Raw genomic sequence first — 22743 nt, forward strand, 5'->3', positions numbered from 1 at the left:
TCCACGCGGGATAAGCCAGAGGGCGACGAAAAATTCTTCATGAAGACCGCCGAATGGCCGCCGAACCAATCTTAATTGTCGTCCGACGGCTCTATCACGGGGCTCAGCGATTGACGTGCAACTCCACCCGACGGTTTTTCGCCCGTCCTTCTTCCGTTTCGTTATCGGCCACCGGCTGACTTTGGCCCTTGCCCTCGCTGGTGAGCTTGTTCGGCGCCACGCCCTGGCTCAACAGGTAGGCCGCCACGCTGCTGGCGCGACGTTCCGAGAGTGCCTGGTTATAGGTGTCCGAGCCGACGCTGTCGGTATGTCCGATCACCTTGATGCTCACCACATCGGCGCTTTGCAGTTTGGGCATCAGCGAATCCAGCTTGCTCTGCGCGGCAGGGGTCAGTTCGGATTGGTTGAAGGCAAACAGTACGTCGCCCGCGTCACTCAGGGTGATGACCTCCGATTGCACAGGTTCAGGTTTCACGCTGGCCGGGTACTGCGGCATTGGGCAACCATGATGTTCGACGGGGGTATTGGCCGGCGTATCAGGGCAGCGATCACGTCGGTCGAAGACACCATCGCCGTCTTCGTCGCCATCCTGGGCGTAACAGATCAAGCCACCGGTCAAGATACCGAGCGCCGCCCCACCGGCCGCCCAACCGCCACTTTCGAGAGCGCCCAGACCGCCACCGACCAGGCCGCCGATAACGCTGCAGATTGGCCAGGTTCGTTGATTGAGGGGGGCGGTGCCATCGCTGTGAGTAGCGCAACCGGTCAACAGGCTGCCCAGCAGCACAACCGGCAAGACGGTCCGTGTGAAAACACTCATGGTGAAAGCTCCTGTGTTACCGGCCAATGCCGGTCACACAGGAGTAAAGACCCGCATCCGCGACTGCACAAGCCGCGGAGTACGAGGGGTTTAGCGGTTGATTTTGATTTCCGTGCGACGGTTCATCGCGCGGCCGTCAGCGGTTTTGTTATCGGCAACCGGCTGGCTTTCACCGGCACCGGTAACAGAGACGAAGCTGCTGCGCGGTACACCTTGGGAAATCAGGTATTCAACCACCGAGTGCGCACGACGATCCGACAGTTTCTGGTTATAGGTATCGCTGCCAACGCTGTCGGTGTGACCGGTTACAGTCAGTTGGGCGTTAGGCGCTTCCCCTTTCAAGCGAGTGGCGATTTTATCGAGTACAACTTTGTCTGCGGGGGTAAGTGTGGCCTTGTCGAACTGGAAGTGAACATCGCGAATGACGATGACTTCTTCTTTAACCACGGCTGCTTCTTCGACCACTGGTGCAGGCACCGGTGGAGGGCAACCGTCGGCATCGACGCGCACGCCTTTAGGTGTTCCCGGGCACTTGTCGCGGCTATCCGGCACGCCATCGCCGTCTTCGTCGCCATCACCGTGAACCCAGCAATAGGCCGCCGCCGTGCCGCCGACGAGCAGCGCGCCATACCCCGCCCATGCCGAGCTCTCGGTTGCGCCGAGACCTGCACCCACGACACCACCGACCGCCGCACAGGTCGGCCAGTCGGTTTTCTGCAAACCTGCGCAACCAGTCAACACACTGGTTAGCAGAACCAAGGGTAATGCTGTCCGAACTATGCTCATCTAGTTTTCTCCTGAGGGATCGGCTTAGAACCGATTCAGGTAGTAAAGACCCGAGTTTTAATCTCCGCCAGCAATAGGCCATTGCAGTTTTATCCCGTGTTCACGGCGCATCGGCGCTTTTGGGGCAAACCACCTCTAGGCCCGGCTCTTTGAGCAGGCTAGTCTTGGCAGTTCTGATTGAGGATCTTCGATGATTGCAGGTATTTCTTCGCGCACGCCCCAGCAGGCGTTGGCCGCTTTGCTTGATCGTTATGCCCCCGCGCGCCTGTTGCTGATTGGCGCCAGCGAGTTCCCCGCGCTTGAGGCCTTCAAGCTGGCGCACCCGGACACTTGTGTGGCCCATGCGGCACCCGGGGCGTTGCCGGCTGAATTGGCGGCGCGCCGATTTGACCTGGCATTGGTGGTCGATTGCCTCGAACACTTGCCCAAACGCGATGGCCTGAACCTGCTTGGCGGGGTCCGTAACCTCAACGCCAGTCGCATTGCGGTGCTGGCGGACTTGCCGGCCAGCGGCTGGCAGGAAACCGATTTTTTCTCCCTGGCCCTGCAAGCCAGCGAACGCTTCCAGCGCGACGATCAAGTGCTGACCCTGTTCACCTATGATCTGCTTGACTACAAACAAGTCCCCGACTGGCTCAACTCACGGTTTTGGGCCAATCCGGAAAACTTCGGGAAATATTGGTGGTAACGCAATGAGTACATCCATTTGCCCCTGCGGCAGCGGCACCCTGCTGGATGCCTGCTGCGGCCATTACCATGCTGGCCATCCAGCGCCGTGTGCCGAAGCTTTGATGCGTTCGCGCTACAGCGCCTACGTGCTGGGGCTGATCGATTATCTGGTGGCGACCACCCTGCCCGCACAACAGGCAGGCCTGGATCGGCAGTCCATCAGCGACTGGAGCGTCCAAAGCACCTGGCTGGGCCTTGAAGTGGAAAGCTCCGAGGTCTTCGGCGGTCAGCCTGAACATGCCTTCGTGACCTTTACCGCTCGCTGGCACGACGGCAGCGGTGAACACAGCCACCGCGAGCGCTCCTCGTTCGTGCAGAACGCCGGCCACTGGTACTTCATCGACCCCACCGTACAACTCAAGGCCGGGCGTAATGATGCGTGTCCTTGCGCCAGCGGGCAGAAGTTCAAGAAGTGTTGTGCGGGTTATTTCAGCAGTTGAGGTAACCCCGAGAGGCTAGACTGGGCATCAAAGGGAGTCCCTCCATGCTCAGTCAGCGGCGCGTCTTTCAAACCCTCACCCTGCTCCTGTTTCTGGGGCTCGGCGGCTGCGCGTCCTGGTTCGGCGACGATCTGCCGGAGCCGCAGGTGCACCTGGCCAAGGTCGAAGTGGTCCAGGCCAAACTGATGCAGCAGCGATTCCTGCTGCACTTTCGCGTCGACAACCCCAACGACAGCGATCTGACGGTGCGGGGCATCGAGTACCGCATTCACTTGGGCGACATGCTGTTGACCGAAGGTGAACACGAACACTGGTTCACGGTCGGGCCCAAGCACAGTGCCTACTTCAAAGTGCCGATCCGCACCAACCTGTGGCCCAAGGTGCGGGATCTGGTGAAACTGCTGAAAAAACCCAAGCAGCCCATTCCCTATCGTCTGGAAGGTGAACTGGAAACCGGTTTATTCATCGCGCACTACGTGCACCTGGCGCGCAATGGCGTGATAATCCCCGCCGATTTAATTCCGGAGCAAAACCGATGACCCAGCAACCCCATGTCCATGGCCCTGACTGCAACCACGATCATGACCATCACGACCACCCTGATCACGACCATGGCCATGTCCACGGCCCGAACTGCGGCCACGCCCACCAGGAACCGGTGCGTAACGCCCTGAAAGACGTCGGCCGCAACGACCCTTGCCCCTGTGGCAACGGCAAGAAATTCAAGAAGTGCCACGGCGCTTGATGCTTCGGGCGAAGATCTTTTTCGCCTGTTGAATCGCCTTCGCGAGCAAGCCCGCTCCCACATTTGATCGCGTTCACAAGGTAGATACGGTCAAGTGTGGGAGCGAGCCTGCTCGCGAAGAGGCCCTCAAAGTCACCCTCACTTCAAGATCTGCACAGAGCTGACGACCGTCGCGTATTCCCCGTGCAAATTTCCTAGCGACATCGCATGCACTTCCTCGGCTGTATGGGCTTTACCAAAGTAGTCAGCCTTGTCGAACGTAAAACACGCATCCTCCGCCACCCACGTTTCAAACCCCAGATTCCCGGCCGTTCGTGCCGTGGATTCCACCGAGTTGTTGGTCGCTACTCCGACAATGACCAACTGATCGATACCTGCCTCTCGCAAACTCGCTTCCAGCCCCGTCGCACAAAACGCATCCGGCACCTGCTTTTGAATAAGCTGCTCACCGGTCTGTGGCTGAAACCGTTCCTGAAATTCCACCCCCGATTGCTGCGGCCAGAACACCGAGTCAGGTGAACGGGACAGGTGCTGTACATGAATGACCGGTCGCCCGGTTCGACGCCAATGCCCCAGCAAATCGAGAATTCGCTGCTCGGCCTGAATATTATTTCGGCGACCGAGTTTGGGATGCAGAATGCCTTTTTGTTGATCGATGATGATCAGCGCCGCGTTTGTTTTGAGCTCCATGCCGTTTTTTTCTCATGCGGGGTCATTGAATTTCCCGCACTTCAGCATCACCTCCTCCTACAGGCAAGCTATCGAACGCAAACAGGACGACCTGATGCCGGCGTTTGCTGTCCGCAAGTAACGACATCTTTTGATTTGGAGTACTCCATGATCGACCTGTATTACTGGACCACCCCCAACGGCCACAAAATCTCGATATTCCTGGAAGAAGCCGGCCTGCCGTACAACGTGCACCCGATCAACATCAGCCAGAACGACCAGTTCAAACCCGAATTCCTGAAAATCTCCCCGAACAACAAAATTCCGGCCATCGTCGATCCCGAACCGGCCGATGGCGGTGAGCCATTAGCACTGTTCGAGTCCGGGGCGATTCTGTTGTACCTGGCAGAGAAAACCGGCAAGTTCCTGCCCAAAGACCTGCGTGGTCGCCAGCAAGCGCTGCAATGGTTGTTCTGGCAGATGGGTGGCCTGGGGCCGATGGCCGGGCAGAATCATCACTTCAGTCGGTTCGCGCCGGAGAACATCCCCTACGCGATCAAGCGCTACATTGACGAGACCGCCCGCCTCTACGGGGTCCTCGACAAGCAGCTGGCCGATAAAGACTTCGTCGCCGGCAGCGAATACAGCATTGCCGACATGGCGATCTACCCGTGGATCGTTTCCCACAAATGGCAGAGCCAGAACCTGGAAGACTTCCCCAACGTGCTGCGCTGGTTCAACCACATCCAGAGCCGTCCGGCGACGGTGAAGGCGTATGCCCTGGTGGCCAAGGTCAATCCGCCTAAATCCTGAAATAACCTGATACCCCGCTTGCGCGGGCACCTCCTGCTCACTAACGTAGCGCCTTTAATGACGCTACCCCCCGCAGGAGCTTTGCCATGGCCTCGCCAGCCCTTACACATTTTCTTCCCCGGTTCGGCGTTGCCGCTGCAGTGGCCGGTGTTTTGAGCCTGACCGGTTGTCAGACCTGGAACACCCAGGACACCCTCCCGCCGACCACCGGTGTGCAGCCGCTCAAGGGCCTGGCGCAGAACGTTTCGGTACGCCGCAATGCCATGGGCATGCCGTTGATCGAAAGCAACACCTTCCACGACGCGCTGTTCACCCTGGGTTACGTCCACGCCACCGACCGCATCACGCAGATGGTCACCCTGCGCCTGTTGGCTCAGGGCCGTTTGTCGGAGATGTCCGGTTCGGACCTGCTCGACGCTGACCGCTACATGCGCGCCGTCAACCTGAAGAAAAGCGCCGGCGAGCTGTACAAGGCGTCTTCGCCGCGCCTCAAACGCTTCTTCGAAGTCTATGCCCGCGGCGTCAACGCCTACCTGTTCCGCTATCGCGACAAGCTGCCGGCGGACCTCGCGGCCACCGGCTACAAACCTGAATACTGGAAGCCGGAAGATTCGGCGCTGATTTTCTGCCTGCTGAACTTCAGCCAGTCGGCCAACCTGCCGGAAGAAATCGCCTCGTTGATGCTGGCTCAAACCGTCAGCACCGACAAACTCCCGTGGCTGACGCCGTCTGCCCCCGATGAAAAGCTGCCGCTGGCCGAAGCTGAAAAACTTCAGGGCATCAAGCTCAACGGGCAAATCCCGGGGCTGGCCGAGATCAGCAAAGCCACGAGCCAACTGTCCGATCTGAACCTGCTGGGCGCCACCTCGTCGAACAACTGGGCGATCGGCCCGCAACGCAGCCGCAGCGGCAAAAGCCTGCTGGCCAGCGACAGCCATGGACCACTGGGCGTGCCGTCGTTGTTCAGTTACGTGCAGATCCGCGCGCCGAAGTACCAGGCCTCTGGCGTAACCATTGCCGGTTTGCCGATGGTGCTCGGCGGTTTCAACGGCAAAGTGGCGTGGAGCATGACCACCGTCATGGGCGACAACCAGGATTTGTTCCTGGAAAAAATCAAACGCCAGGGCAACGGTCTTTCCTACGAGGTGGGCGGCAAATGGCAGCCGGCGATCGTGCGAAACGAAACCTACTTCGTCAAAGGCCAGCGGCCGATTCGCGAAGTGGTGTACGAAACCCGCCATGGCCCGCTGCTCAACAGTGCCCAAGGCACGACGCTGGCCAACGGTTTCGGCCTGGCCTTGCAGACGCCGAACTTCACCGATGACAAGACCCTGGATGCATTTTTCGACTTGTCTCGCGCCCAGACCGTCGAGAAAGCCTCGGACGCCAGCCGTGAAATCCGCGCCATCGCGCTGAACCTGGTATTTGCCGACGCCAGCAACATTGGTTGGCAAGTCACCGGCCGCTTCCCGAACCGTCGCGAAGGCGAAGGCTTGCTGCCGTCGCCGGGCTGGGAAGGTCGTTACGATTGGGACGGTTACGCCGACCCGATGCTCCATCCCTATGACCAGGATCCGGCCCAAGGTTGGCTCGGCACCGCCAACCAGCGAGTCATTCCCCATGGCTACGGCATGCAGTTGTCCAACTCCTGGTCGGCGCCGGAGCGTGGCGAACGCCTGGCCGAACTGGCGGGCGTGGGCAAACACGACACACGCAGTCTGATCGCCATGCAATACGACCAGACCACCACTTTCGCTGCCAAGCTGAAGAAAATGTTTGAAGCGCCGGGCATGGCCAAGCCACTCAAGCAGGCCATTGAAGCGTTGCCTGAGGCGGATCGCGGCAAGGCTCGTGAGGCGTATACCCACCTGATGGCCTTCGACGGCAAACTCAGCCCGACCTCCGCTGATGCAGCGATTTACGAGCTGTTCCTCCAGCAAAGCACCCAGCAAATCTTCCTCGACGAACTGGGTCCGGAAAGCAGCCCTACGTGGAAAGCCTTTATCGCCAACGGCAAGTTGTCCTACGCGGCCCAGGCTGATCACCTGTTGGGGCGTGAGGACAGTCCGTTCTGGGATGACGCTCGCACACCGCAGAAAGAAGATAAACCGGCGATCCTCGCTCGCAGCCTGGCAGCCGCGATCAGCGCGGGCGACAGCCAGTTGGGCGGCGATCACAAAGCCTGGCAGTGGGGCAAACTGCACCGCTACGAATGGAAAAACGCCAGTGGCCAGACGGTGCGCGGTCCGCTTGCAGCCGGCGGCGACCACACCACGCTGAATACAGCTGCATTCGCCTGGGGTCAGGATTTCAACACCACCCTGGCGCCGGCCATGCGCTTTATCGTCGACTTCGGCCAGGCCGAACCGCTGATGGGGCAGAACGGTACGGGGCAATCCGGTAATCCAGCGAGTCCGAACTACCTCGACAGCATTGATCCGTGGCTGAAGGGGCAATACATGAGTCTGCCGATGCAGCCGCAGAACTTTGACAAGGTGTATGGGAAGACGCGGTTGACGCTGACACCTGGCAAGTAAGTCAAAAAGACAAGATCAAAAGATCGCAGCCTCGTTTCACTCGACAGCTCCTACAGGTCTACGCGATCCCCTGTAGGAGCTGTCGAGTGAAACGAGGCTGCGATCTTTTGTTTTTGATCCCTGAAAATTAATAGAACTTCTAGCCTCACGCAAACCTCATAGCTAACAAGTCCCTCCACTTTGGTAACAACATGGATCTTGTTATCGCGCGTCCTGAAGGTTTGTACTGCCCGGCCGGAGATTTCTACATCGACCCGTGGCGGCCGGTCGAACGTTCAGTCATCACCCACGCTCACGGCGACCATGCCCGCACCGGCAACCGGCATTATCTGGCGGCCGCTCCCGCTGAAGGGATTTTGCGTGCGCGATTGGGCCAGGACATCAACCTGCAAACCCTGCCCTACGGTCAACCCCTGACCCACCATGGCGTCACCTTGAGTTTTCACCCTGCCGGGCATGTCCTCGGCTCGGCACAGGTGCGTCTGGAATATGGCGGCGAAGTCTGGGTCGCCTCGGGCGACTACAAGATCGAGCCCGACGGCACCTGCGCGCCGTTCGAACCCGTACGCTGCGATACCTTCATCACTGAATCGACCTTTGGTCTGCCGATTTATCGCTGGCAACCCCAGGCGCACGTCTTTGCCGAGATCAATCAGTGGTGGCAAGCCAACGCCGCCGCCGACAAAACCAGCGTGTTGTTCTGCTACGCCTTCGGCAAGGCGCAGCGAATTCTCCACGGCATCGATGCCAGCCTCGGCCCCATTCTGGTGCACGGCGCCGTGGAGCCGCTCAATCAGGTTTATCGCAAAGGTGGTATTTGTTTACCGCCAACGATCTATGCCGGCGCGGTAAAAAAGAACGACCCCATGATGCGCAAGGCCTTGGTCCTGGCCCCGCCTTCGGCTGGCGGCAGCACTTGGATGCATCGCTTCGGTGATTACAGCGACGGCTTCGCCAGCGGCTGGATGCGTTTGCGTGGCACGCGGCGGCGACGTGGCGTGGATCGTGGTTTCGTGCTGTCTGACCACGCTGACTGGCCCGGCCTGCTCTGGGCCATCGAACAGACCGGCGCTGAGCGTGTGGTGGTGACCCACGGTTCGGTCGGGGTACTGGTGCGCCATCTGCGCGAACAGGGTCTCGATGCCATGAGTTTCAGCACTGAATACGGCGACGATGAGGAAGAAAACGCAGCCGTCGCCCCTGAGAGCGCCGAGGTGCTGGCATGAAGGCGTTCGCCGAGTTGTACGCCGAACTCGATGCCACGACGTCGAGCAACGCCAAACTGGCGGCGATGCAACACTACTTCGCCGAGGCCGCGCCGGAAGATGCCGCATGGGCTGTTTACTTTTTGTCCGGCGGGCGGCCTCGGCAACTGGTGCCGGTGCGCATCCTGCGAGAGTTGGCGGTGGAGATCTCCGGCCTCGCGCCGTGGCTGTTCGAAGAGAGTTATCAGGCGGTCGGCGATCTGGCGGAAACCATTTCGCTGGTGCTGCCCGAAGCGCTTCACAGCTCCAACGATGGATTGGCGGTCTGGATTGAAGACAAACTGCTGCCGCTGCGCGGTGAAACCCCGCAAGTCCTCGCCGAGCGACTGCCTGCCCTGTGGTCGCAACTGGACCGCCAGAGCCTGATGCTGTGCATCAAACTGATCACCGGCAGTTTCCGTGTTGGCGTCTCCAAGTTGCTGGTCACCCGCGCCTTGGCGGCCATGGCCGGGCTCGACAGCAAACGCGTCGCCCAGCGACTGGTGGGTTACACCGACCTGTCCAACCGCCCGAGCGCGCCCGGTTACTTGAAGTTGATCGCCGCCGAATCGTCTGACGAACATACCCAACGGGGCGGTCAGCCCTACCCGTTTTTCCTGGCCCATGCATTGTCGCAACCGGTCGAGCGTTTCGAAGCCCTGCTCGGCCCGGCCAGCGATTGGCAAGTGGAATGGAAGTGGGATGGCATCCGCGCCCAGGTGGTCAAACGCGACGGGCGACTGTGGATCTGGTCGCGAGGTGAAGAACTGGTCACCGAGCGCTTCCCCGAACTCGACAGTCTGGTTCACTGCTTGCCCGACGGTACGGTGATCGACGGTGAAATCGTCGCCTGGAAAACCGAACAACCCACCACCGAAGACGCCTTCAACCCTCATTCCCCGGCCTCACCCGCGGTAAAGCCTTTCGCTTTGCTGCAACAGCGGATCGGCCGTAAAACCCTGGACAAAAAGATCCTCGAAGAAGTGCCGGTGGTGGTCCTCGCCTACGACCTGCTGGAATGGCAAGGTGAAGACTGGCGCAACCAGCCTCAGGCCAAGCGTCGCACTCAACTGGAGCACGTCGTCAGCCGCTGTTACAACCCGGTGTTGTTCACTTCACCGGTACTCACCGGCGCAGACTGGTTTGACCTCGCCCGACAGCGGCAAGCCTCCCGCAAGCTCGGTGTCGAAGGCATGATGCTCAAGGCCCGGGATGCGTTGTATGGCGTCGGGCGGACCAAGGACATGGGCGTCTGGTGGAAATGGAAAGTCGACCCGTTCAGCGTCGACGCGGTACTGATTTATGCGCAACGCGGCCATGGTCGCCGCGCCAGTCTCTACAGCGATTACACCTTCGCCGTGTGGGACGGGCCGCCTGACGCGAGCGAACGCGCACTGGTGCCATTTGCCAAGGCCTATTCAGGGCTGACAGACGAAGAAATGCGCCAGGTCGACAGCATCGTGCGCAAGACCACCGTAGAGACATTCGGGCCGGTGAGCAGTGTGACGCCGAGCCTGGTGTTTGAACTGGGATTTGAAGGCATCGCCCTGTCCAGGCGACACAAGAGCGGGATTGCGGTGCGGTTTCCGAGGATGCTGCGCTGGCGGCAGGATAAGTCGGTCGAAGAAGCTGACAATCTGGGAACGTTGCAAGACTTACTCTGCTGACGATCAGATACGCCCCCTATCGGTGCAGCTATTTTCCGGCGCCCGTTTTCGTGCACAAATCCCTCCTTGCCATTTCTTGAATCACCTTTTAAAACACTTGTTCGGGACTCTGGTTCGGAAATTGCTACTTTCATAGGGTCTTACGCTTTCCAGTAACAATAATTCTGCGCCACAAGCGCTCATATTGGTTTTTAGGGATTGAATAATGAAAAAAGCATTGCTGACCCTTTCTGCACTGGCGTTGTGCATGGCAGCCGGTTCCGCGCTGGCCAAGGAATACAAGGAATTGCGTTTTGGCGTTGATCCTTCCTACGCTCCGTTTGAGTCGAAAGCGGCTGACGGTAGCCTGGTAGGTTTCGACATCGATCTGGGTAACGCGATCTGCGCCGAGCTGAAGGTCAAGTGCAAATGGGTCGAAAGCGATTTCGACGGCATGATTCCGGGCCTGAAGGCCAATAAATTCGACGGTGTGATCTCTTCGATGACCGTCACCCCGGCCCGCGAAAAAGTCATCGACTTCTCCAGCGAGCTGTTCTCCGGCCCAACCGCATACGTGTCCAAGAAAGGTTCTGGCGTCACCGCAGACGTCGCTTCGCTCAAGGGCAAAACTGTCGGCTACGAACAAGGCACCATCCAGGAAGCCTATGCCAAAGCCGTTCTGGACAAGGCGGGCGTGAAAACCCAGGCCTATCAGAACCAGGACCAAGTGTATTCCGACCTGACTTCCGGTCGTCTCGACGCCGGCATCCAGGACATGCTGCAGGCCGAACTGGGCTTTTTGAAGTCGCCACAAGGTGCCGGTTACGAAATCAGCAAGCCGGTGGACAGCGAATTGCTGCCAGCTAAAACGGCTGTCGGTATCTCGAAAGGTAACAAAGACCTCAAGGCACTTTTGGATAAAGGTATCAAAGCGTTACACGACGATGGCACCTACGCCACCATTCAGAAGAAACACTTTGGCGATCTGAATCTGTACAGCGGCAAATAATGCCCGGCGCCCATCTTGCGATGGGCGCTTTTTTCATCCGATCAGGTTGCTGATTTATGTTCGAAAACCTACTACAAAACCTGGGGCTCTCAGCCTTCAGCCTCCAGGGCTTCGGTCCGTTGCTGATGGAAGGCACCTGGATGACCATCAAATTGTCGGTGTTGTCGCTGTTGGTGGCCGTGTTGCTCGGCTTGCTCGGCGCCAGTGCCAAGCTGTCAAAAGTCAAACTGGTGCGCGTACCGGCCCAGCTCTACACCACGCTGATTCGCGGTGTGCCGGACCTGGTGCTGATGCTGTTGATCTTCTACAGCCTGCAGACCTGGCTGACGTCGTTTACCGATTTGATGGAATGGGAATACATCGAGATCAACCCGTTCAGCGCCGGGGTCATCACCCTGGGCTTCATTTATGGCGCGTACTTCACCGAAACCTTCCGTGGCGCGATTCTCGCGGTCCCACGGGGCCAGGTCGAAGCGGCGACCGCGTATGGCCTCAAACGCGGCCAGCGCTTCTGGATCGTAGTGTTCCCACAGATGATGCGTTTTGCCCTGCCGGGTATCGGTAACAACTGGATGGTGATGCTCAAGGCCACCGCGCTGGTCTCGATCATCGGCCTCGCCGACCTGGTCAAGGCAGCACAAGATGCCGGCAAAAGCACCTATCAGCTGTTCTACTTCCTGGTACTTGCAGCGTTGATTTACCTGCTGATCACCAGCGCCTCCAACTTCGTCCTGCGCTGGCTCGAACGCCGCTACGCCGCCGGTTCCCGGGAGGCCGTACGATGATCGAGCTCTTGCAGGAATACTGGAAACCGTTCCTTTACACCGACGGCTACAACATCACCGGCCTGGCCATGACCATGTGGCTGCTCAGCGCGTCGATCTTCATCGGTTTCGTGGTGTCGATCCCGCTGTCCATCGCCCGGGTTTCGCCGCATTTCTACATCCGCTGGCCGGTTCAGTTCTTCACCTATCTGTTCCGCGGTACGCCTCTCTATATTCAGCTGCTGATCTGCTACACCGGGATTTACAGTCTGGCCGCCGTGCGCGCCCAGCCCGTGCTCGATGCGTTCTTTCGCGATGCGATGAACTGCACGATCCTGGCCTTCGCCCTGAACACCTGCGCCTACACCACGGAGATTTTCGCCGGGGCGATTCGCAGCATGGCGCATGGTGAAGTCGAAGCGGCCAAGGCATACGGTCTGACAGGCTGGAAGCTTTATGCCTACGTGATCATGCCTTCAGCCCTGCGTCGTTCGTTGCCTTATTACAGCAACGAAGTGATTCTGATGCTGCACTCGACCACCGTGGCCTTCACCGCGACCATCCCGGACATCTTGAAAGTCGCGCGGGACGCCAACTCGGCGACCTTCCTGACCTTCCAGTCGTTCGGCATCGCCGCGCTGATCTACCTGACCGTTACCTTTGCGCTGGTCGGCGTGTTCCGCCTCGCCGAACGCCGATGGCTGGCCTTCCTCGGGCCAACCCACTAGGACCCGCTTTAGGAATAAAGAGACATGCGCCACCAGATTCATGACCTGCTGGCCCCGCTGCCGGGGACCGCTCGACAGATTCACAGCTTTCACTTCGGCCCCTCATCGGCCAAAGGCAAGATTTACATCCAGTCATCCCTGCATGCCGACGAAATGCCGGGCATGCTGGTTGCCTGGCACCTCAAGCAACGTCTGGCGGAACTCGAAGCCGCCGGCCGTCTGCGCAGTGAAATCGTGCTGGTGCCGGTGGCCAACCCGGTCGGCCTCGAACAAGTGCTGATGGATGTACCGCTGGGCCGTTACGACCTCGAAAGCGGGCAGAACTTCAACCGCTGGTTCGTCGATCTGAGCGAAGCCGTCGGCAACGAGATCGAAGGTCTGCTCGGCGACGATCCGCAGCACAACCTCGAACTGATTCGCAGCAGCCTGCGCAATGCCCTCGCCCAACAGACGGCCAGCACGCAACTGCAATCCCAGCGCCTGGCTCTGCAACGGCTGGCCTGCGATGCCGACATGGTGCTGGACCTGCATTGCGATTTCGAAGCGGTCGCCCACCTTTACACCACGCCCGAGGCCTGGCCGCAGGTCGAGCCACTGGCGCGGTACATCGGTGCCGAAGCCAGCCTGCTGGCTACCGACTCCGGCGGTCAGTCGTTCGATGAATGCTTCACTCTGCTCTGGTGGCAATTGAAGGAGCGCTTCGGCGAACACTTCGACATTCCGCTGGGCAGTTTCTCGGTCACCGTCGAATTGCGCGGTCAGGGCGACGTCAATCACCCCTTGGCGAGCCTCGATTGCCAGGCGCTGATCGATTACCTGATTCACTTCGGCGCCATTGCCGGCGAACCTGCGTCGCTGCCCGAACTGCCCTACCCGGCCACGCCGCTGGCCGGCGTTGAACCGGTGGCAACACCGGTCGGTGGGCTGCTGGTATTCACCGCGCTACCAGGGGAATACCTCGAAGCCGGGCAACTGATCGCTGAAATCATCGACCCGATCTTTGACCGCGTCACCCCCGTTCATTGCACCGTCGCCGGGTTGATGTACGCCCGTTCGCTACGGCGCATGGCCACTGCCGGCATGGTGATCGCCCACGTCGCGGGCACCGAAGCCTATCGCAGCGGCTACCTACTTTCGCCTTGAGGATGCATGCCCCCATGTACAAACTGACCATTGAAGGCCTGCATAAAAGCTATGGCGAACATGAAGTACTCAAAGGCGTTTCGCTCAAGGCCAACACCGGCGACGTCATCAGCCTGATCGGCGCCAGCGGCTCGGGCAAAAGTACCTTCCTGCGTTGCATCAACTTTCTCGAACAGCCCAACGACGGCACCATGAGCCTGGACGGCCAGAACATCCGCATGATCAAGGATCGCCACGGCATACACGTGGCCGACGCCGATGAACTGCAACGGATCCGCACCCGCCTGGCCATGGTGTTCCAGCACTTCAACCTGTGGAGCCACATGACGGTGCTGGAAAACATCACCATGGCCCCGCGTCGGGTGCTGGGGTGCAGCAAGCAGGAAGCCGAAGACCGTGCCCGGCGCTATCTCGACAAGGTTGGCCTGGCCTCGCGCGTGGCGGATCAATACCCGGCGTTTCTTTCCGGAGGTCAACAGCAACGCGTGGCGATCGCCCGGGCACTCGCGATGGAACCGGAAGTCATGCTGTTCGACGAACCGACCTCGGCCCTCGACCCCGAACTGGTGGGCGAAGTACTGCGCGTGATTCAGGGTCTGGCCGAGGAAGGCCGAACCATGATCATGGTGACCCACGAAATGAGCTTCGCGCGCAAGGTGTCGAGTCAGGTGTTGTTTCTGCACCAAGGCTTGGTGGAGGAAGAAGGTGCGCCGGACGACGTACTGGGCAATCCGAAAAGTGAGCGGTTGAAGCAGTTCCTGAGCGGCAACCTGAAATAGCCTCACTTCCCACCTCTACAACGAAATATGGCCAGTCAGCTGAAGTCTTTGAAGACATCAGCTGACTGGCCATTCGTTTTTCGCAGGCGGCGATCAAACAACGGGCGCTGGAGGCGGCTCGTCCGGCAAGGTGGGCTCACCGGGCTCGGAAGGTTGTTCGTTGGGGGTATCGGGATCAGGCTGACCGGGAATGCCCCCTGCCATGCTGATAGGTGGATGTGCCAACAAGGACCAGGCCAAAACGCCAACCTGATTGGGCTCAAGCCTTGCCAGTTCGGCACTTATTCGCGGATCGATCTTCATAGGGCACTCCTGAGCGATGGCCCGTCCGCGTTGCGCGAACCGGGCAGTACACCCAATAGAGTGTCCACCCGCTCAAGAATTCCCACGACTTGCCTGACGAACGGATCAGGTGCGTGGCAGGGTAACGCCGCGCTGACCCTGATACTTGCCGCCACGGTCCTTGTAGGACACTTCGCACTCTTCGTCGGATTCAAGGAACAGCATCTGTGCCACGCCTTCGTTCGCGTAGATTTTCGCCGGCAGATTGGTGGTGTTGGAGAACTCCAGGGTCACATGACCCTCCCACTCAGGCTCAAGCGGCGTGACGTTGACGATGATACCGCAGCGCGCATAGGTGCTTTTACCCAGGCAAATGGTCAATACATTACGCGGAATGCGGAAATATTCGACGGTGCTGGCCAGGGCGAAGGAGTTCGGCGGAATGATGCACACGTCGCTGTGGATGTCGACGAAGCTGCCGGCATCGAAGTTTTTCGGGTCGACGATAGCCGAATTGATGTTGGTGAACACCTTGAAATGATTTGTGCAACGCACATCGTAGCCGTAGCTTGACACGCCGTAGGAGATCACACGGCTATCGTCGCTGCCACGCACCTGGCGCTCTACGAAGGGCTCGATCATGCCGTGCTCTTGCGCCATGCGGCGAATCCACTTGTCCGATTTGATGCTCATGGCGGGTGTCCTGAATAGCGAGGTGGAAAAAATCTGTCCGGCATCTTACCGGGCGCGCGCTTCGGGTTCAAAGTCCGAGGCACAAATCTTGCCGATCCCCCGTAATTTCCGGGCCTTGCGAGAAAACCGGCGGACCGTCAGTCATGAAAACAGAGAAACCTTCGTCGCAAGCATTGGCACGTTCCGGAAAAAGGGTTAAGGTGGCGCCACTGTGCTGCTTGTGTCACTGAGAATCTCTACACGATATGTTGAATTTCGATCCAACCATCTACAAGAATTTTTCCTGCTCTTTGCACTCAGTCTCGGCCAGGGTTCTTCCTGCGTCGCAGTTATCTTTGTTCAAGGAGTTACACCATGTCTAATCGCCAAACTGGTACCGTTAAGTGGTTCAACGATGAAAAAGGCTTCGGCTTCATCACTCCACAATCCGGTGACGACCTGTTCGTTCACTTCAAAGCTATCCAATCCGACGGCTTCAAAAGCCTGAAAGAAGGCCAACAGGTTTCTTTCATCGCTACCCGCGGTCAGAAAGGCATGCAAGCTGAAGAAGTTCAAGTTATCTAACTTGTACTTGCTTTAGTAAAAAGCCCCGCCCTCAAAAGCGGGGCTTTTTTGTGCCTGTCTGTTTTGCAGGCAAAAAAAATCGCAGCCCATGGCTGCGATTTTTTGCGTCTTACCAAGCCACGCCAAACCCGGCGGTGTACCGGGTCTTGTCCAGATCAGCATCGTCGGTGCCGCTGATGATGTCTCTCTCGGCCTTCAGGTTAAGCGACGCCCATTCGGTCACCTTGTAGCGCAAGCCCATTTCGGCATCGAGTGCGTAATCGGCCACGCCCGACAACGGCTTGCCCACTTCGCCATTGGTGAAGAACTCCACCTTCTTGCCGATCAGGTAGCGGTTGTAATCCCACTTCATCGCCAGGGAATAGAAGTTTTCTTTACCACCGTCAGCGAACTCATAGTCCGTGCGGTTGACCAGCGAGCCCAGCGAGAATGCACCCAGCTCGTTATCCCAGAACTGGTAACCCGGACCGGTACCGACGGTGCGCTGGCGGGACAGCTCTTCGACCTTGTCGCGCTTATAGACCGCGCGCCCTTGCCAGAACCATTTTTCGGTCAGGAAGCGGTCGAGCGAGTATTCGCCCCGCCAGTTGTCGGTAGTGACCACGTCATCCTGAAATTCGCGGTTGTACTCACCTTCTGCGGTGTGTCGCCATCTGCCGTGACGCGCAGTGGTCTTGAAGTCGATATCGTAATCATCGGTGTCTTTCTCGGCCCGCTGATAATCCAGCGCTGCATCGACATTACCCTTCCAAACCAAATCCTCGACGACAGGCTTTGGCTTGAGAATCTGCTGAATACTCGCCAGCTCCACAGTCTTGGGCGTCTCGCCGTTGGCCAGGGTGACCTTGCCGTCTTCTGCCGCATGCAGCGCCTTGGCCTTTTCACCGGTGTAGGCATCCTGTTTGACCAACAACTGCTGATCGCTTTCCAGGGTTTTGACCTGCTTCCAGTCGATCGGGACGGCACCGGCGTATTCGGTCTGGATCAACAGTTTGCCGCCATCGAAAACGGTGATCTTGCCGCTCAGCTTGTCACCGTTCTTCAACCAGACGGTATCGGCGAGCAAGGGCGTGGAGGCACTGACGACAGCAAGGCACAGCAGGGTTCTGGACAACATAAGCAAATACAGGCTCAATTTTGCGAAAAAAAGTCGGCATTATCCATACGAATAAGGCCCTAACAAGGACTGACCCGACTATTTCTATTGAGTTCATTTCTCAATTGGCGATCCAGGATTTACTCTACAGACGGTAAGGCGAACTCTTTCAGGAACTGCCGACGTGACCGACTCCACCACTGAAACCGATAGTCCGGCGCAAATCCGACGCACGGCGCTGTACCTGACTCTGGCGCAAGTCCCGGAGGGAAAAGTCGTGAGTTACGGTCAGCTCGCCGAGCTGGCCGGACTGGGTCGCGCCGCCCGCTTCGTCGGACGGACGCTGAGCCAACTGCCGGGCGACAGCAAATTACCCTGGCACCGCGTGCTCGGCGCCGGCGGGCGTATCAGCCTGCCTGCAGGCAGCCCTTCGGGGGATGAACAACGCGCGCGTTTGCGCATGGAGGGCATCAGTATCCTGAACAATCGTGTTGATATTCAGCGCCATGGCTGGCGCCCGGTAGAGCACAGCGGTTAGAGTGCGCGCTTTGTTTCCGTATTTCTTGAGGCAGACTCCAGCCCATGCCCCGTAAAACCTGGCGCGCCGCGCTCGCCGCCTATGCCAGCCCCTCGACGCTTGTACTGTTGCTGCTTGGTTTCGCCGCCGGCCTGCCCTACATGCTGGTGTTTTCGACACTTTCGGTCTGGCTGCGCGAAGCCGGCGTGGCTCGCGAAACCATTGGCTATGCAAGCCTGATCGGCCTGGCCTACGCCTTTAAATGGGTCTGGTCACCGCTGCTCGACCAATGGCGCCTGCCTTTTCTCGGCAAGCTCGGTCGCCGACGTTCCTGGCTGGTGCTTTCCCAGGCACTGGTCATTCTCGGCCTGATCGGGATGGGTTTCTGCGACCCGCAAAAGCATTTGTCCTGGCTGATCGCTATTGCTGTGGTTGTCGCCTTCGCTTCGGCGACGCAAGACATCGCAGTCGACGCCTATCGCCTGGAAATCGCCGACGACACCCGCCAGGCCGCGCTCGCCGCCAGTTACATGTCCGGTTATCGGATCGCCGCACTGCTGGCCACCGCCGGCGCCCTGTTCTTCGCTGAAGGCTTCGGCTCCACCGGTTTCAACTATAAGCATTCGGCATGGGCCGGCACCTACATCCTGTTCGGTGCCTTGATGGTTCCGGCGCTGCTGACCTCCTTTTTCATGCGCGAACCGCCGGTGCCGCTGCGCACGCAGCTTCAGGCCGGGCGCTACAGCTTTGTGCATCAACTGGCATCGGTGTTTGTGCTGATCGTGCTGCTGGTTTCCGTGCCAGCCATGTTTACTCAGCTGTACAACACCGATTTCGCCAGCGTGCTGTTCGAAGGTGTGAGCCTTCTCGACCTGCTGCTCGAAGACCGCGCGTTCCTGCGGGCGATTCTCTACACCACGCTCACCGCTCTGTGCCTGTCAGCCATTGGTCGCCGTGGCCTGGCGCCGGTACTGACGCCGATCAACGACTTCATTCTGCGCTACCGCTGGCAAGCGTTCCTGCTGCTCGGCCTGATCGCCACCTATCGGATGTCCGATACGGTCATGGGCGTGATGGCCAACGTGTTCTACATCGACCAAGGCTTCACCAAGGATCAGATTGCCAGCGTCAGCAAGATCTTTGGCCTGATCATGACCCTGGTCGGCGCCGGCATGGGCGGCCTGCTGATTGTGCGCTTCGGCATCTTGCCGATTCTGCTCATCGGCGGCATTGCATCAGCCGGCACCAACCTGCTGTTCCTGATGCTCGCCGACATGGGCGCCAACCTGAACATGCTGATCCTCACCATTTCCCTGGATAACTTCAGTTCGGGCCTCGCGACCTCGGCGTTTGTCGCCTACCTGTCAAGCCTGACCAACTTGAAGTTCTCCGCGACCCAGTACGCCCTGCTCAGCTCGATCATGCTCTTGCTGCCACGCCTGATCGGCGGCTACTCGGGGGTCATGGTGGAGAAATTCGGTTATCACAACTTCTTCCTGATCACTGCCCTGTTGGGCGTTCCGACGCTGCTGTTGATCGCGCTGCACTGGTTCCAGGAGAGCCGCCGCGAAGGCCCGACGCCAACGCCGGCACCAGAACCGGTTCCGACCCAGGTCGCGGAAGAATCGTAGGTTCTTTAGCAGGAAGCAGCGCAGAGGGCGCGGGAATTCCCGCCCTCCCGTCACACCCCGCCGACCGCACGCCTGTACGCCAGCAGATCTCGCCCGTACAATGCTCCGTCATTTCTCGTCATCAGCAACCGACAACGGCCAACCATGCGCACCAGTCAATTTTTGCTCGCCACACAGAAAGAAACGCCTTCCGACGCGGTCGTGATCAGCCATCAGCTGATGCTGCGCGCCGGCATGATCCGCAAACTCGCCTCGGGCCTGTACACCTGGCTGCCGATGGGCTTGCGAGTGATGCGCAAGGTCGAAGCCGTCGTTCGTGAAGAAATGAACGCCGCGGGCTCTCTCGAAGTGTTGATGCCGAGCACCCAACCGGCTGAGCTGTGGCAGGAATCCGGTCGCTGGGAAGAATACGGCCCTGAATTGTTGCGCTTCAAGGATCGCCACGGTCGCGATTTCTGCGCAGGCCCGACCCACGAAGAAGTCATCACTGACCTGATGCGCAACGAATTGAGCAGCTACAAACAGCTGCCGATCAACCTGTACCAGATCCAGACCAAATTCCGTGACGAAATCCGTCCACGCTTCGGTTTGATGCGCGGTCGCGAATTCATCATGAAGGATGCCTACTCTTTCCACGCTGACCAGCCATCGTTGCAGGTCACCTATGACCGCATGCATCAGGCGTATTGCAACGTGTTCACCCGTCTGGGCCTGAAATTCCGCCCGGTTGAAGCCGACAACGGCTCGATCGGTGGTGCTGGCTCCCACGAATTCCACGTACTAGCCGAATCCGGCGAAGACGATATCGCCTTCAGCAACGGTTCCGACTACGCCGCGAACATCGAGAAAGCCGAAGCAGTGCCACGGGAAACTTCCCGCCCAGCACCCGCCGAAGAGCTGCGTCTGGTCGATACGCCTGACACCAAGACCATCGCCGCGCTGGTGGAAAAATTCAATCTGCCGATTGAAAAGACCATCAAGACCCTGGTGGTTCACGCTGAAGAGAAAGGCAAGCTGATTGCCCTGATCATCCGTGGCGACCACGAGCTGAACGAAATCAAGGCCGGCAACCAGCCTGGCGTTGCCAGCCCGCTGGTCATGGCATCCGAAGCCGAACTGCGCGACGCCATTGGCGCCGGCGCTGGCTCCCTCGGCCCGTTGAACCTGCCGCTGCCAATCATCATCGACCGTTCCGTCGAGCTGATGAGCGACTTCGGCATCGGTGCCAACATCGATGACAAACACTATTTCGGCGTGAACTGGGAGCGTGATCTGCCGGTTCCTACCGTTGCCGACCTGCGTAACGTGGTCGCCGGCGACCCGAGCCCGGATGGCAAGGGCACCCTGGAAATCAAGCGCGGCATCGAAGTCGGGCACATCTTCCAGCTGGGCAACAAGTACAGCAAAGCGATGAAGTGCGAAGTGCTGGGCGAGAATGGCAAGCCAGTCACCCTGGAAATGGGTTGCTACGGCATCGGCGTTTCCCGCGTGGTGGCTGCGGCCATCGAGCAGAACAACGACGCCAACGGGATCATCTGGAGTGACACGCTGGCCCCGTTCCAGATCGCTCTGGTACCGCTGCGCTACGAAACCGAACAGGTTCGCGAAGCCACCGACAAGCTGTATGCAGAATTGACTGCCGCCGGCTTCGAAGTACTGCTGGACGACCGCGACAAGAAAACCAGCCCGGGCATCAAGTTCGCGGACATGGAGCTGATCGGCATTCCTCACCGGATCGTGGTCAGTGACCGCGGCCTCGCCGAAGGCAATCTGGAATACAAGAGCCGCACCGAGCCCGAAGCGCAAGCGCTGCCGGTCGCAGACGTGCTGTCCTTCCTTCAGTCCCGTATCCGCCGCTGACACCAGATAGAGAAGTCATGTTCAAGCGAAACACCTTAGGCCTCGGTGGTGCCGCCCTGTGCGGCACCCTGCTGGTCAGCGGCTGTGCCAATCACATGTCACAACGCAGCGAGCACGAGGAACGTGTCGAGCGTAAATTGCTCGATCACAGCCTGCAGATTGATGTCGGCGAGCCGAAGGTGCTTGAGCTGCCGCAACGTCGGGTGAAGATCCACGAGCAGAAGACGTTCGAAGTCACCGAATTCGAAGTCACACGCCACTACGACCGCTACACGCCTTACCAACCCTGGCGGGAGGCTTACGAGATCCCGCTGGGTGCGGTGGCCGTGGTGGCCGGTGTCGGTGCGAACGTGGTCAACGTGTTCGCCCTCGGCAACCTGCCGGACAGCGTGACGAAAGACTGGTTGAGCTACGGTTTCGCCGGGCTCAACCCGTTCATGAACGTGCAGTCTCATGGTCGCGCGCAACAGAACCTGGCGGGAATCGACGAGGTCCAGCTCGACAAGCGCACCGAATACTCGAGCCTGCCATGGAGCGAGCGTCCGGTTGAGGTCAAGGCCGGCAAGGAAACGTTCGAGCTGAGCACCGACAAAAACGGTGTATTGCGCGTGAACCTGCTGGACAGTCCGTTCGCCGAACATGACATCAATCATTTGAGCCGGCTGCTGATCAGTGTCCAGGATGCCCAGGACGATGTGCACACCAATTCGTCCCTGGCGGTCAGTAGCTCCTTGCGTAGCAAGCTGCTCGAAGCTCACGGACTGATTTACGACGACCTCGAAGACGACGAAGTGAGCCAGTGGGTACACCGGGTCAAACGCTTGTCGGAACTGGGTCTGGAAGAGGAAGCCACCGAGCTGGAACAAAGCCTGATCGAACTGACGCGCAACGATCCTGAGCTACAGACCGAATTCCTCAAGTCATTGACCAAGGATGCCGGGCGACTGGTCGCGGATCCGGGACCGAATTAAAGTCAAAAGCTTCGTCGGAACGCCGCCCGGAGCAAGCCCGCTCCCACATTAGATTTATGGTGTTCACAAAACCAATGTGGGAGCGGGCTTGCTCGCGAAGGCGACCTGACATTCACTTCAACATCAAGATCTGCCACTACCGCTCGAACAACTCCATCTGCTCAAACCCGCCCCGCAAATCCTCCAGCCGCACCCCAATCCCCAACAACCGCACCGGTTTCCCGCCGCGATTGAACGCCTGGGTCAGCAACAACTGATAGCTCCCCAAATCCCGCCC

The 22743-nt window shown here is 59.1% G+C and carries 24 protein-coding genes and 1 pseudogene; 18 read left to right on the forward strand and 7 right to left on the reverse strand.

Annotated features, from left to right (window positions below):
- Positions 1 to 103: 103 nt before the first annotated feature.
- Together KGB23_RS24875 and KGB23_RS24880 are read right to left on the reverse strand one after the other, a co-directional pair.
- Positions 104 to 820 (reverse strand): OmpA family protein, encoded by a 717-nt coding sequence (locus KGB23_RS24875; RefSeq protein ID WP_223432961.1) that lies wholly within the window; start codon positions 818 to 820, stop codon positions 104 to 106.
- A gap of 90 nt (positions 821 to 910) precedes the next feature.
- Positions 911 to 1606 carry an OmpA family protein gene (locus tag KGB23_RS24880; protein WP_223432962.1) on the reverse strand — a complete coding sequence of 232 codons (696 nt, stop codon included), beginning with the start codon at positions 1604 to 1606 and terminating at the stop codon, positions 911 to 913.
- Between the two features lie 190 nt (positions 1607 to 1796).
- On the opposite strand from KGB23_RS24880, the gene KGB23_RS24885 reads away from it, so the two are divergent.
- From KGB23_RS24885 to KGB23_RS24900, 4 genes are read left to right on the forward strand one after another with little or no spacing between them, the layout of a single operon-like run.
- Complete coding sequence (locus KGB23_RS24885) at positions 1797 to 2294, forward strand: DUF6231 family protein (RefSeq protein WP_150654871.1); 498 nt, start codon at positions 1797 to 1799, stop codon at positions 2292 to 2294.
- 4 nt (positions 2295 to 2298) lie between these two features.
- On the forward strand, positions 2299 to 2775 hold the full coding sequence (locus tag KGB23_RS24890) for a YchJ family protein (RefSeq protein WP_223432963.1): 477 nt from the start codon (positions 2299 to 2301) through the stop codon (positions 2773 to 2775).
- A gap of 44 nt (positions 2776 to 2819) precedes the next feature.
- On the forward strand, positions 2820 to 3314 hold the full coding sequence (locus KGB23_RS24895; protein WP_223432964.1) for an LEA type 2 family protein: 495 nt from the start codon (positions 2820 to 2822) through the stop codon (positions 3312 to 3314).
- Positions 3311 to 3520 carry an SEC-C metal-binding domain-containing protein gene (locus tag KGB23_RS24900; protein ID WP_223432965.1) on the forward strand — a complete coding sequence of 70 codons (210 nt, stop codon included), beginning with the start codon at positions 3311 to 3313 and terminating at the stop codon, positions 3518 to 3520. Before KGB23_RS24895 ends, KGB23_RS24900 begins: the two co-directional genes overlap by 4 nt.
- A gap of 138 nt (positions 3521 to 3658) precedes the next feature.
- Here KGB23_RS24900 and KGB23_RS24905 read toward each other — a convergent pair whose 3' ends face one another.
- Positions 3659 to 4210, reverse strand: coding sequence for a cysteine hydrolase family protein (locus tag KGB23_RS24905; RefSeq protein WP_223432966.1), 552 nt, complete (start codon positions 4208 to 4210; stop codon positions 3659 to 3661).
- Positions 4211 to 4357: 147 nt separating this feature from the next.
- On the opposite strand from KGB23_RS24905, the gene KGB23_RS24910 reads away from it, so the two are divergent.
- The 9 genes from KGB23_RS24910 (at position 4358) to KGB23_RS24950 (ending at position 14852) form a co-directional block, all read left to right on the forward strand.
- Positions 4358 to 5002: a glutathione S-transferase N-terminal domain-containing protein gene (locus KGB23_RS24910; protein ID WP_223432967.1), complete on the forward strand. Its 645-nt coding sequence runs from the start codon at positions 4358 to 4360 to the stop codon at positions 5000 to 5002.
- Positions 5003 to 5088: 86 nt separating this feature from the next.
- On the forward strand, positions 5089 to 7539 hold the full coding sequence (locus tag KGB23_RS24915; RefSeq protein WP_223432968.1) for a penicillin acylase family protein: 2451 nt from the start codon (positions 5089 to 5091) through the stop codon (positions 7537 to 7539).
- 191 nt (positions 7540 to 7730) lie between these two features.
- Positions 7731 to 8765 carry a ligase-associated DNA damage response exonuclease gene (locus KGB23_RS24920; RefSeq protein WP_223432969.1) on the forward strand — a complete coding sequence of 345 codons (1035 nt, stop codon included), beginning with the start codon at positions 7731 to 7733 and terminating at the stop codon, positions 8763 to 8765.
- The gene (locus KGB23_RS24925; protein ID WP_223432970.1) at positions 8762 to 10450 is read left to right on the forward strand and encodes an ATP-dependent DNA ligase; all 1689 of its coding nucleotides are present in this window, start codon (positions 8762 to 8764) and stop codon (positions 10448 to 10450) included. Before KGB23_RS24920 ends, KGB23_RS24925 begins: the two co-directional genes overlap by 4 nt.
- Before the next feature lie 205 nt (positions 10451 to 10655).
- Entirely contained in the window at positions 10656 to 11438 is a 783-nt protein-coding gene (locus KGB23_RS24930; RefSeq protein WP_223432971.1) for a transporter substrate-binding domain-containing protein, read from the forward strand.
- Between the two features lie 56 nt (positions 11439 to 11494).
- Entirely contained in the window at positions 11495 to 12223 is a 729-nt protein-coding gene (locus KGB23_RS24935; protein WP_150654863.1) for an ABC transporter permease, read from the forward strand.
- Complete coding sequence (locus KGB23_RS24940) at positions 12220 to 12930, forward strand: ABC transporter permease (RefSeq protein WP_223432972.1); 711 nt, start codon at positions 12220 to 12222, stop codon at positions 12928 to 12930. The genes KGB23_RS24935 and KGB23_RS24940 overlap by 4 nt, the downstream gene beginning before the upstream one ends.
- Positions 12931 to 12954: 24 nt before the next feature.
- On the forward strand, positions 12955 to 14073 hold the full coding sequence (locus KGB23_RS24945) for a succinylglutamate desuccinylase/aspartoacylase family protein (RefSeq protein ID WP_223432973.1): 1119 nt from the start codon (positions 12955 to 12957) through the stop codon (positions 14071 to 14073).
- A 14-nt stretch (positions 14074 to 14087) separates the two neighbouring features.
- Positions 14088 to 14852 (forward strand): ABC transporter ATP-binding protein, encoded by a 765-nt coding sequence (locus KGB23_RS24950; protein ID WP_223432974.1) that lies wholly within the window; start codon positions 14088 to 14090, stop codon positions 14850 to 14852.
- A gap of 93 nt (positions 14853 to 14945) precedes the next feature.
- Here the strand turns inward: KGB23_RS24950 and KGB23_RS24955 are convergent, their stop codons facing one another.
- The gene (locus KGB23_RS24955; RefSeq protein WP_008030060.1) at positions 14946 to 15155 is read right to left on the reverse strand and encodes a hypothetical protein; all 210 of its coding nucleotides are present in this window, start codon (positions 15153 to 15155) and stop codon (positions 14946 to 14948) included.
- A gap of 105 nt (positions 15156 to 15260) precedes the next feature.
- Positions 15261 to 15827 carry a dCTP deaminase gene (gene dcd, locus KGB23_RS24960; RefSeq protein ID WP_007904652.1) on the reverse strand — a complete coding sequence of 189 codons (567 nt, stop codon included), beginning with the start codon at positions 15825 to 15827 and terminating at the stop codon, positions 15261 to 15263.
- A 354-nt stretch (positions 15828 to 16181) separates the two neighbouring features.
- On the opposite strand from dcd, the gene KGB23_RS24965 reads away from it, so the two are divergent.
- The gene (locus tag KGB23_RS24965; RefSeq protein ID WP_002554837.1) at positions 16182 to 16391 is read left to right on the forward strand and encodes a cold-shock protein; all 210 of its coding nucleotides are present in this window, start codon (positions 16182 to 16184) and stop codon (positions 16389 to 16391) included.
- A 109-nt stretch (positions 16392 to 16500) separates the two neighbouring features.
- Here KGB23_RS24965 and KGB23_RS24970 read toward each other — a convergent pair whose 3' ends face one another.
- The gene (locus tag KGB23_RS24970; protein ID WP_223432975.1) at positions 16501 to 17508 is read right to left on the reverse strand and encodes a DUF481 domain-containing protein; all 1008 of its coding nucleotides are present in this window, start codon (positions 17506 to 17508) and stop codon (positions 16501 to 16503) included.
- Between the two features lie 163 nt (positions 17509 to 17671).
- Between KGB23_RS24970 and KGB23_RS24975 the strand changes: the two genes are divergently transcribed.
- The 4 genes from KGB23_RS24975 (at position 17672) to KGB23_RS24990 (ending at position 22466) form a co-directional block, all read left to right on the forward strand.
- Complete coding sequence (locus KGB23_RS24975) at positions 17672 to 18025, forward strand: MGMT family protein (RefSeq protein WP_008153938.1); 354 nt, start codon at positions 17672 to 17674, stop codon at positions 18023 to 18025.
- Positions 18026 to 18069: 44 nt separating this feature from the next.
- Entirely contained in the window at positions 18070 to 19635 is a 1566-nt protein-coding gene (locus KGB23_RS24980) for an AmpG family muropeptide MFS transporter (protein WP_223432976.1), read from the forward strand.
- Positions 19636 to 19779: 144 nt separating this feature from the next.
- Positions 19780 to 21495, forward strand: coding sequence for a proline--tRNA ligase (locus KGB23_RS24985; RefSeq protein ID WP_223432977.1), 1716 nt, complete (start codon positions 19780 to 19782; stop codon positions 21493 to 21495).
- Positions 21496 to 21512: 17 nt separating this feature from the next.
- Positions 21513 to 22466, forward strand: a complete 954-nt coding sequence (locus KGB23_RS24990) for a hypothetical protein (RefSeq protein ID WP_223432978.1) — start codon at positions 21513 to 21515, stop codon at positions 22464 to 22466.
- A 136-nt stretch (positions 22467 to 22602) separates the two neighbouring features.
- Here KGB23_RS24990 and KGB23_RS24995 read toward each other — a convergent pair.
- Positions 22603 to 22743, reverse strand: a pseudogene (locus tag KGB23_RS24995) (DNA polymerase IV); the annotation flags it as partial.

Origin of the sequence: Pseudomonas sp. GL-B-26 (assembly GCF_019947405.1) — a bacterium.
Taxonomy (GTDB): Bacteria; Pseudomonadota; Gammaproteobacteria; order Pseudomonadales; family Pseudomonadaceae; genus Aquipseudomonas.

Coding starts and splice junctions, on each gene's coding strand:
- KGB23_RS24875 (WP_223432961.1), bottom strand. CDS start 820: ATGAGTGTTTTCACACGGACCGTCTTGCCGGTTGTGCTGCTGGGCAGC.
- KGB23_RS24880 (WP_223432962.1), bottom strand. CDS start 1,606: ATGAGCATAGTTCGGACAGCATTACCCTTGGTTCTGCTAACCAGTGTG.
- KGB23_RS24885 (WP_150654871.1), top strand. CDS start 1,797: ATGATTGCAGGTATTTCTTCGCGCACGCCCCAGCAGGCGTTGGCCGCT.
- KGB23_RS24890 (WP_223432963.1), top strand. CDS start 2,299: ATGAGTACATCCATTTGCCCCTGCGGCAGCGGCACCCTGCTGGATGCC.
- KGB23_RS24895 (WP_223432964.1), top strand. CDS start 2,820: ATGCTCAGTCAGCGGCGCGTCTTTCAAACCCTCACCCTGCTCCTGTTT.
- KGB23_RS24900 (WP_223432965.1), top strand. CDS start 3,311: ATGACCCAGCAACCCCATGTCCATGGCCCTGACTGCAACCACGATCAT.
- KGB23_RS24905 (WP_223432966.1), bottom strand. CDS start 4,210: ATGGAGCTCAAAACAAACGCGGCGCTGATCATCATCGATCAACAAAAA.
- KGB23_RS24910 (WP_223432967.1), top strand. CDS start 4,358: ATGATCGACCTGTATTACTGGACCACCCCCAACGGCCACAAAATCTCG.
- KGB23_RS24915 (WP_223432968.1), top strand. CDS start 5,089: ATGGCCTCGCCAGCCCTTACACATTTTCTTCCCCGGTTCGGCGTTGCC.
- KGB23_RS24920 (WP_223432969.1), top strand. CDS start 7,731: ATGGATCTTGTTATCGCGCGTCCTGAAGGTTTGTACTGCCCGGCCGGA.
- KGB23_RS24925 (WP_223432970.1), top strand. CDS start 8,762: ATGAAGGCGTTCGCCGAGTTGTACGCCGAACTCGATGCCACGACGTCG.
- KGB23_RS24930 (WP_223432971.1), top strand. CDS start 10,656: ATGAAAAAAGCATTGCTGACCCTTTCTGCACTGGCGTTGTGCATGGCA.
- KGB23_RS24935 (WP_150654863.1), top strand. CDS start 11,495: ATGTTCGAAAACCTACTACAAAACCTGGGGCTCTCAGCCTTCAGCCTC.
- KGB23_RS24940 (WP_223432972.1), top strand. CDS start 12,220: ATGATCGAGCTCTTGCAGGAATACTGGAAACCGTTCCTTTACACCGAC.
- KGB23_RS24945 (WP_223432973.1), top strand. CDS start 12,955: ATGCGCCACCAGATTCATGACCTGCTGGCCCCGCTGCCGGGGACCGCT.
- KGB23_RS24950 (WP_223432974.1), top strand. CDS start 14,088: ATGTACAAACTGACCATTGAAGGCCTGCATAAAAGCTATGGCGAACAT.
- KGB23_RS24955 (WP_008030060.1), bottom strand. CDS start 15,155: ATGAAGATCGATCCGCGAATAAGTGCCGAACTGGCAAGGCTTGAGCCC.
- dcd (WP_007904652.1), bottom strand. CDS start 15,827: ATGAGCATCAAATCGGACAAGTGGATTCGCCGCATGGCGCAAGAGCAC.
- KGB23_RS24965 (WP_002554837.1), top strand. CDS start 16,182: ATGTCTAATCGCCAAACTGGTACCGTTAAGTGGTTCAACGATGAAAAA.
- KGB23_RS24970 (WP_223432975.1), bottom strand. CDS start 17,508: ATGTTGTCCAGAACCCTGCTGTGCCTTGCTGTCGTCAGTGCCTCCACG.
- KGB23_RS24980 (WP_223432976.1), top strand. CDS start 18,070: ATGCCCCGTAAAACCTGGCGCGCCGCGCTCGCCGCCTATGCCAGCCCC.
- KGB23_RS24985 (WP_223432977.1), top strand. CDS start 19,780: ATGCGCACCAGTCAATTTTTGCTCGCCACACAGAAAGAAACGCCTTCC.
- KGB23_RS24990 (WP_223432978.1), top strand. CDS start 21,513: ATGTTCAAGCGAAACACCTTAGGCCTCGGTGGTGCCGCCCTGTGCGGC.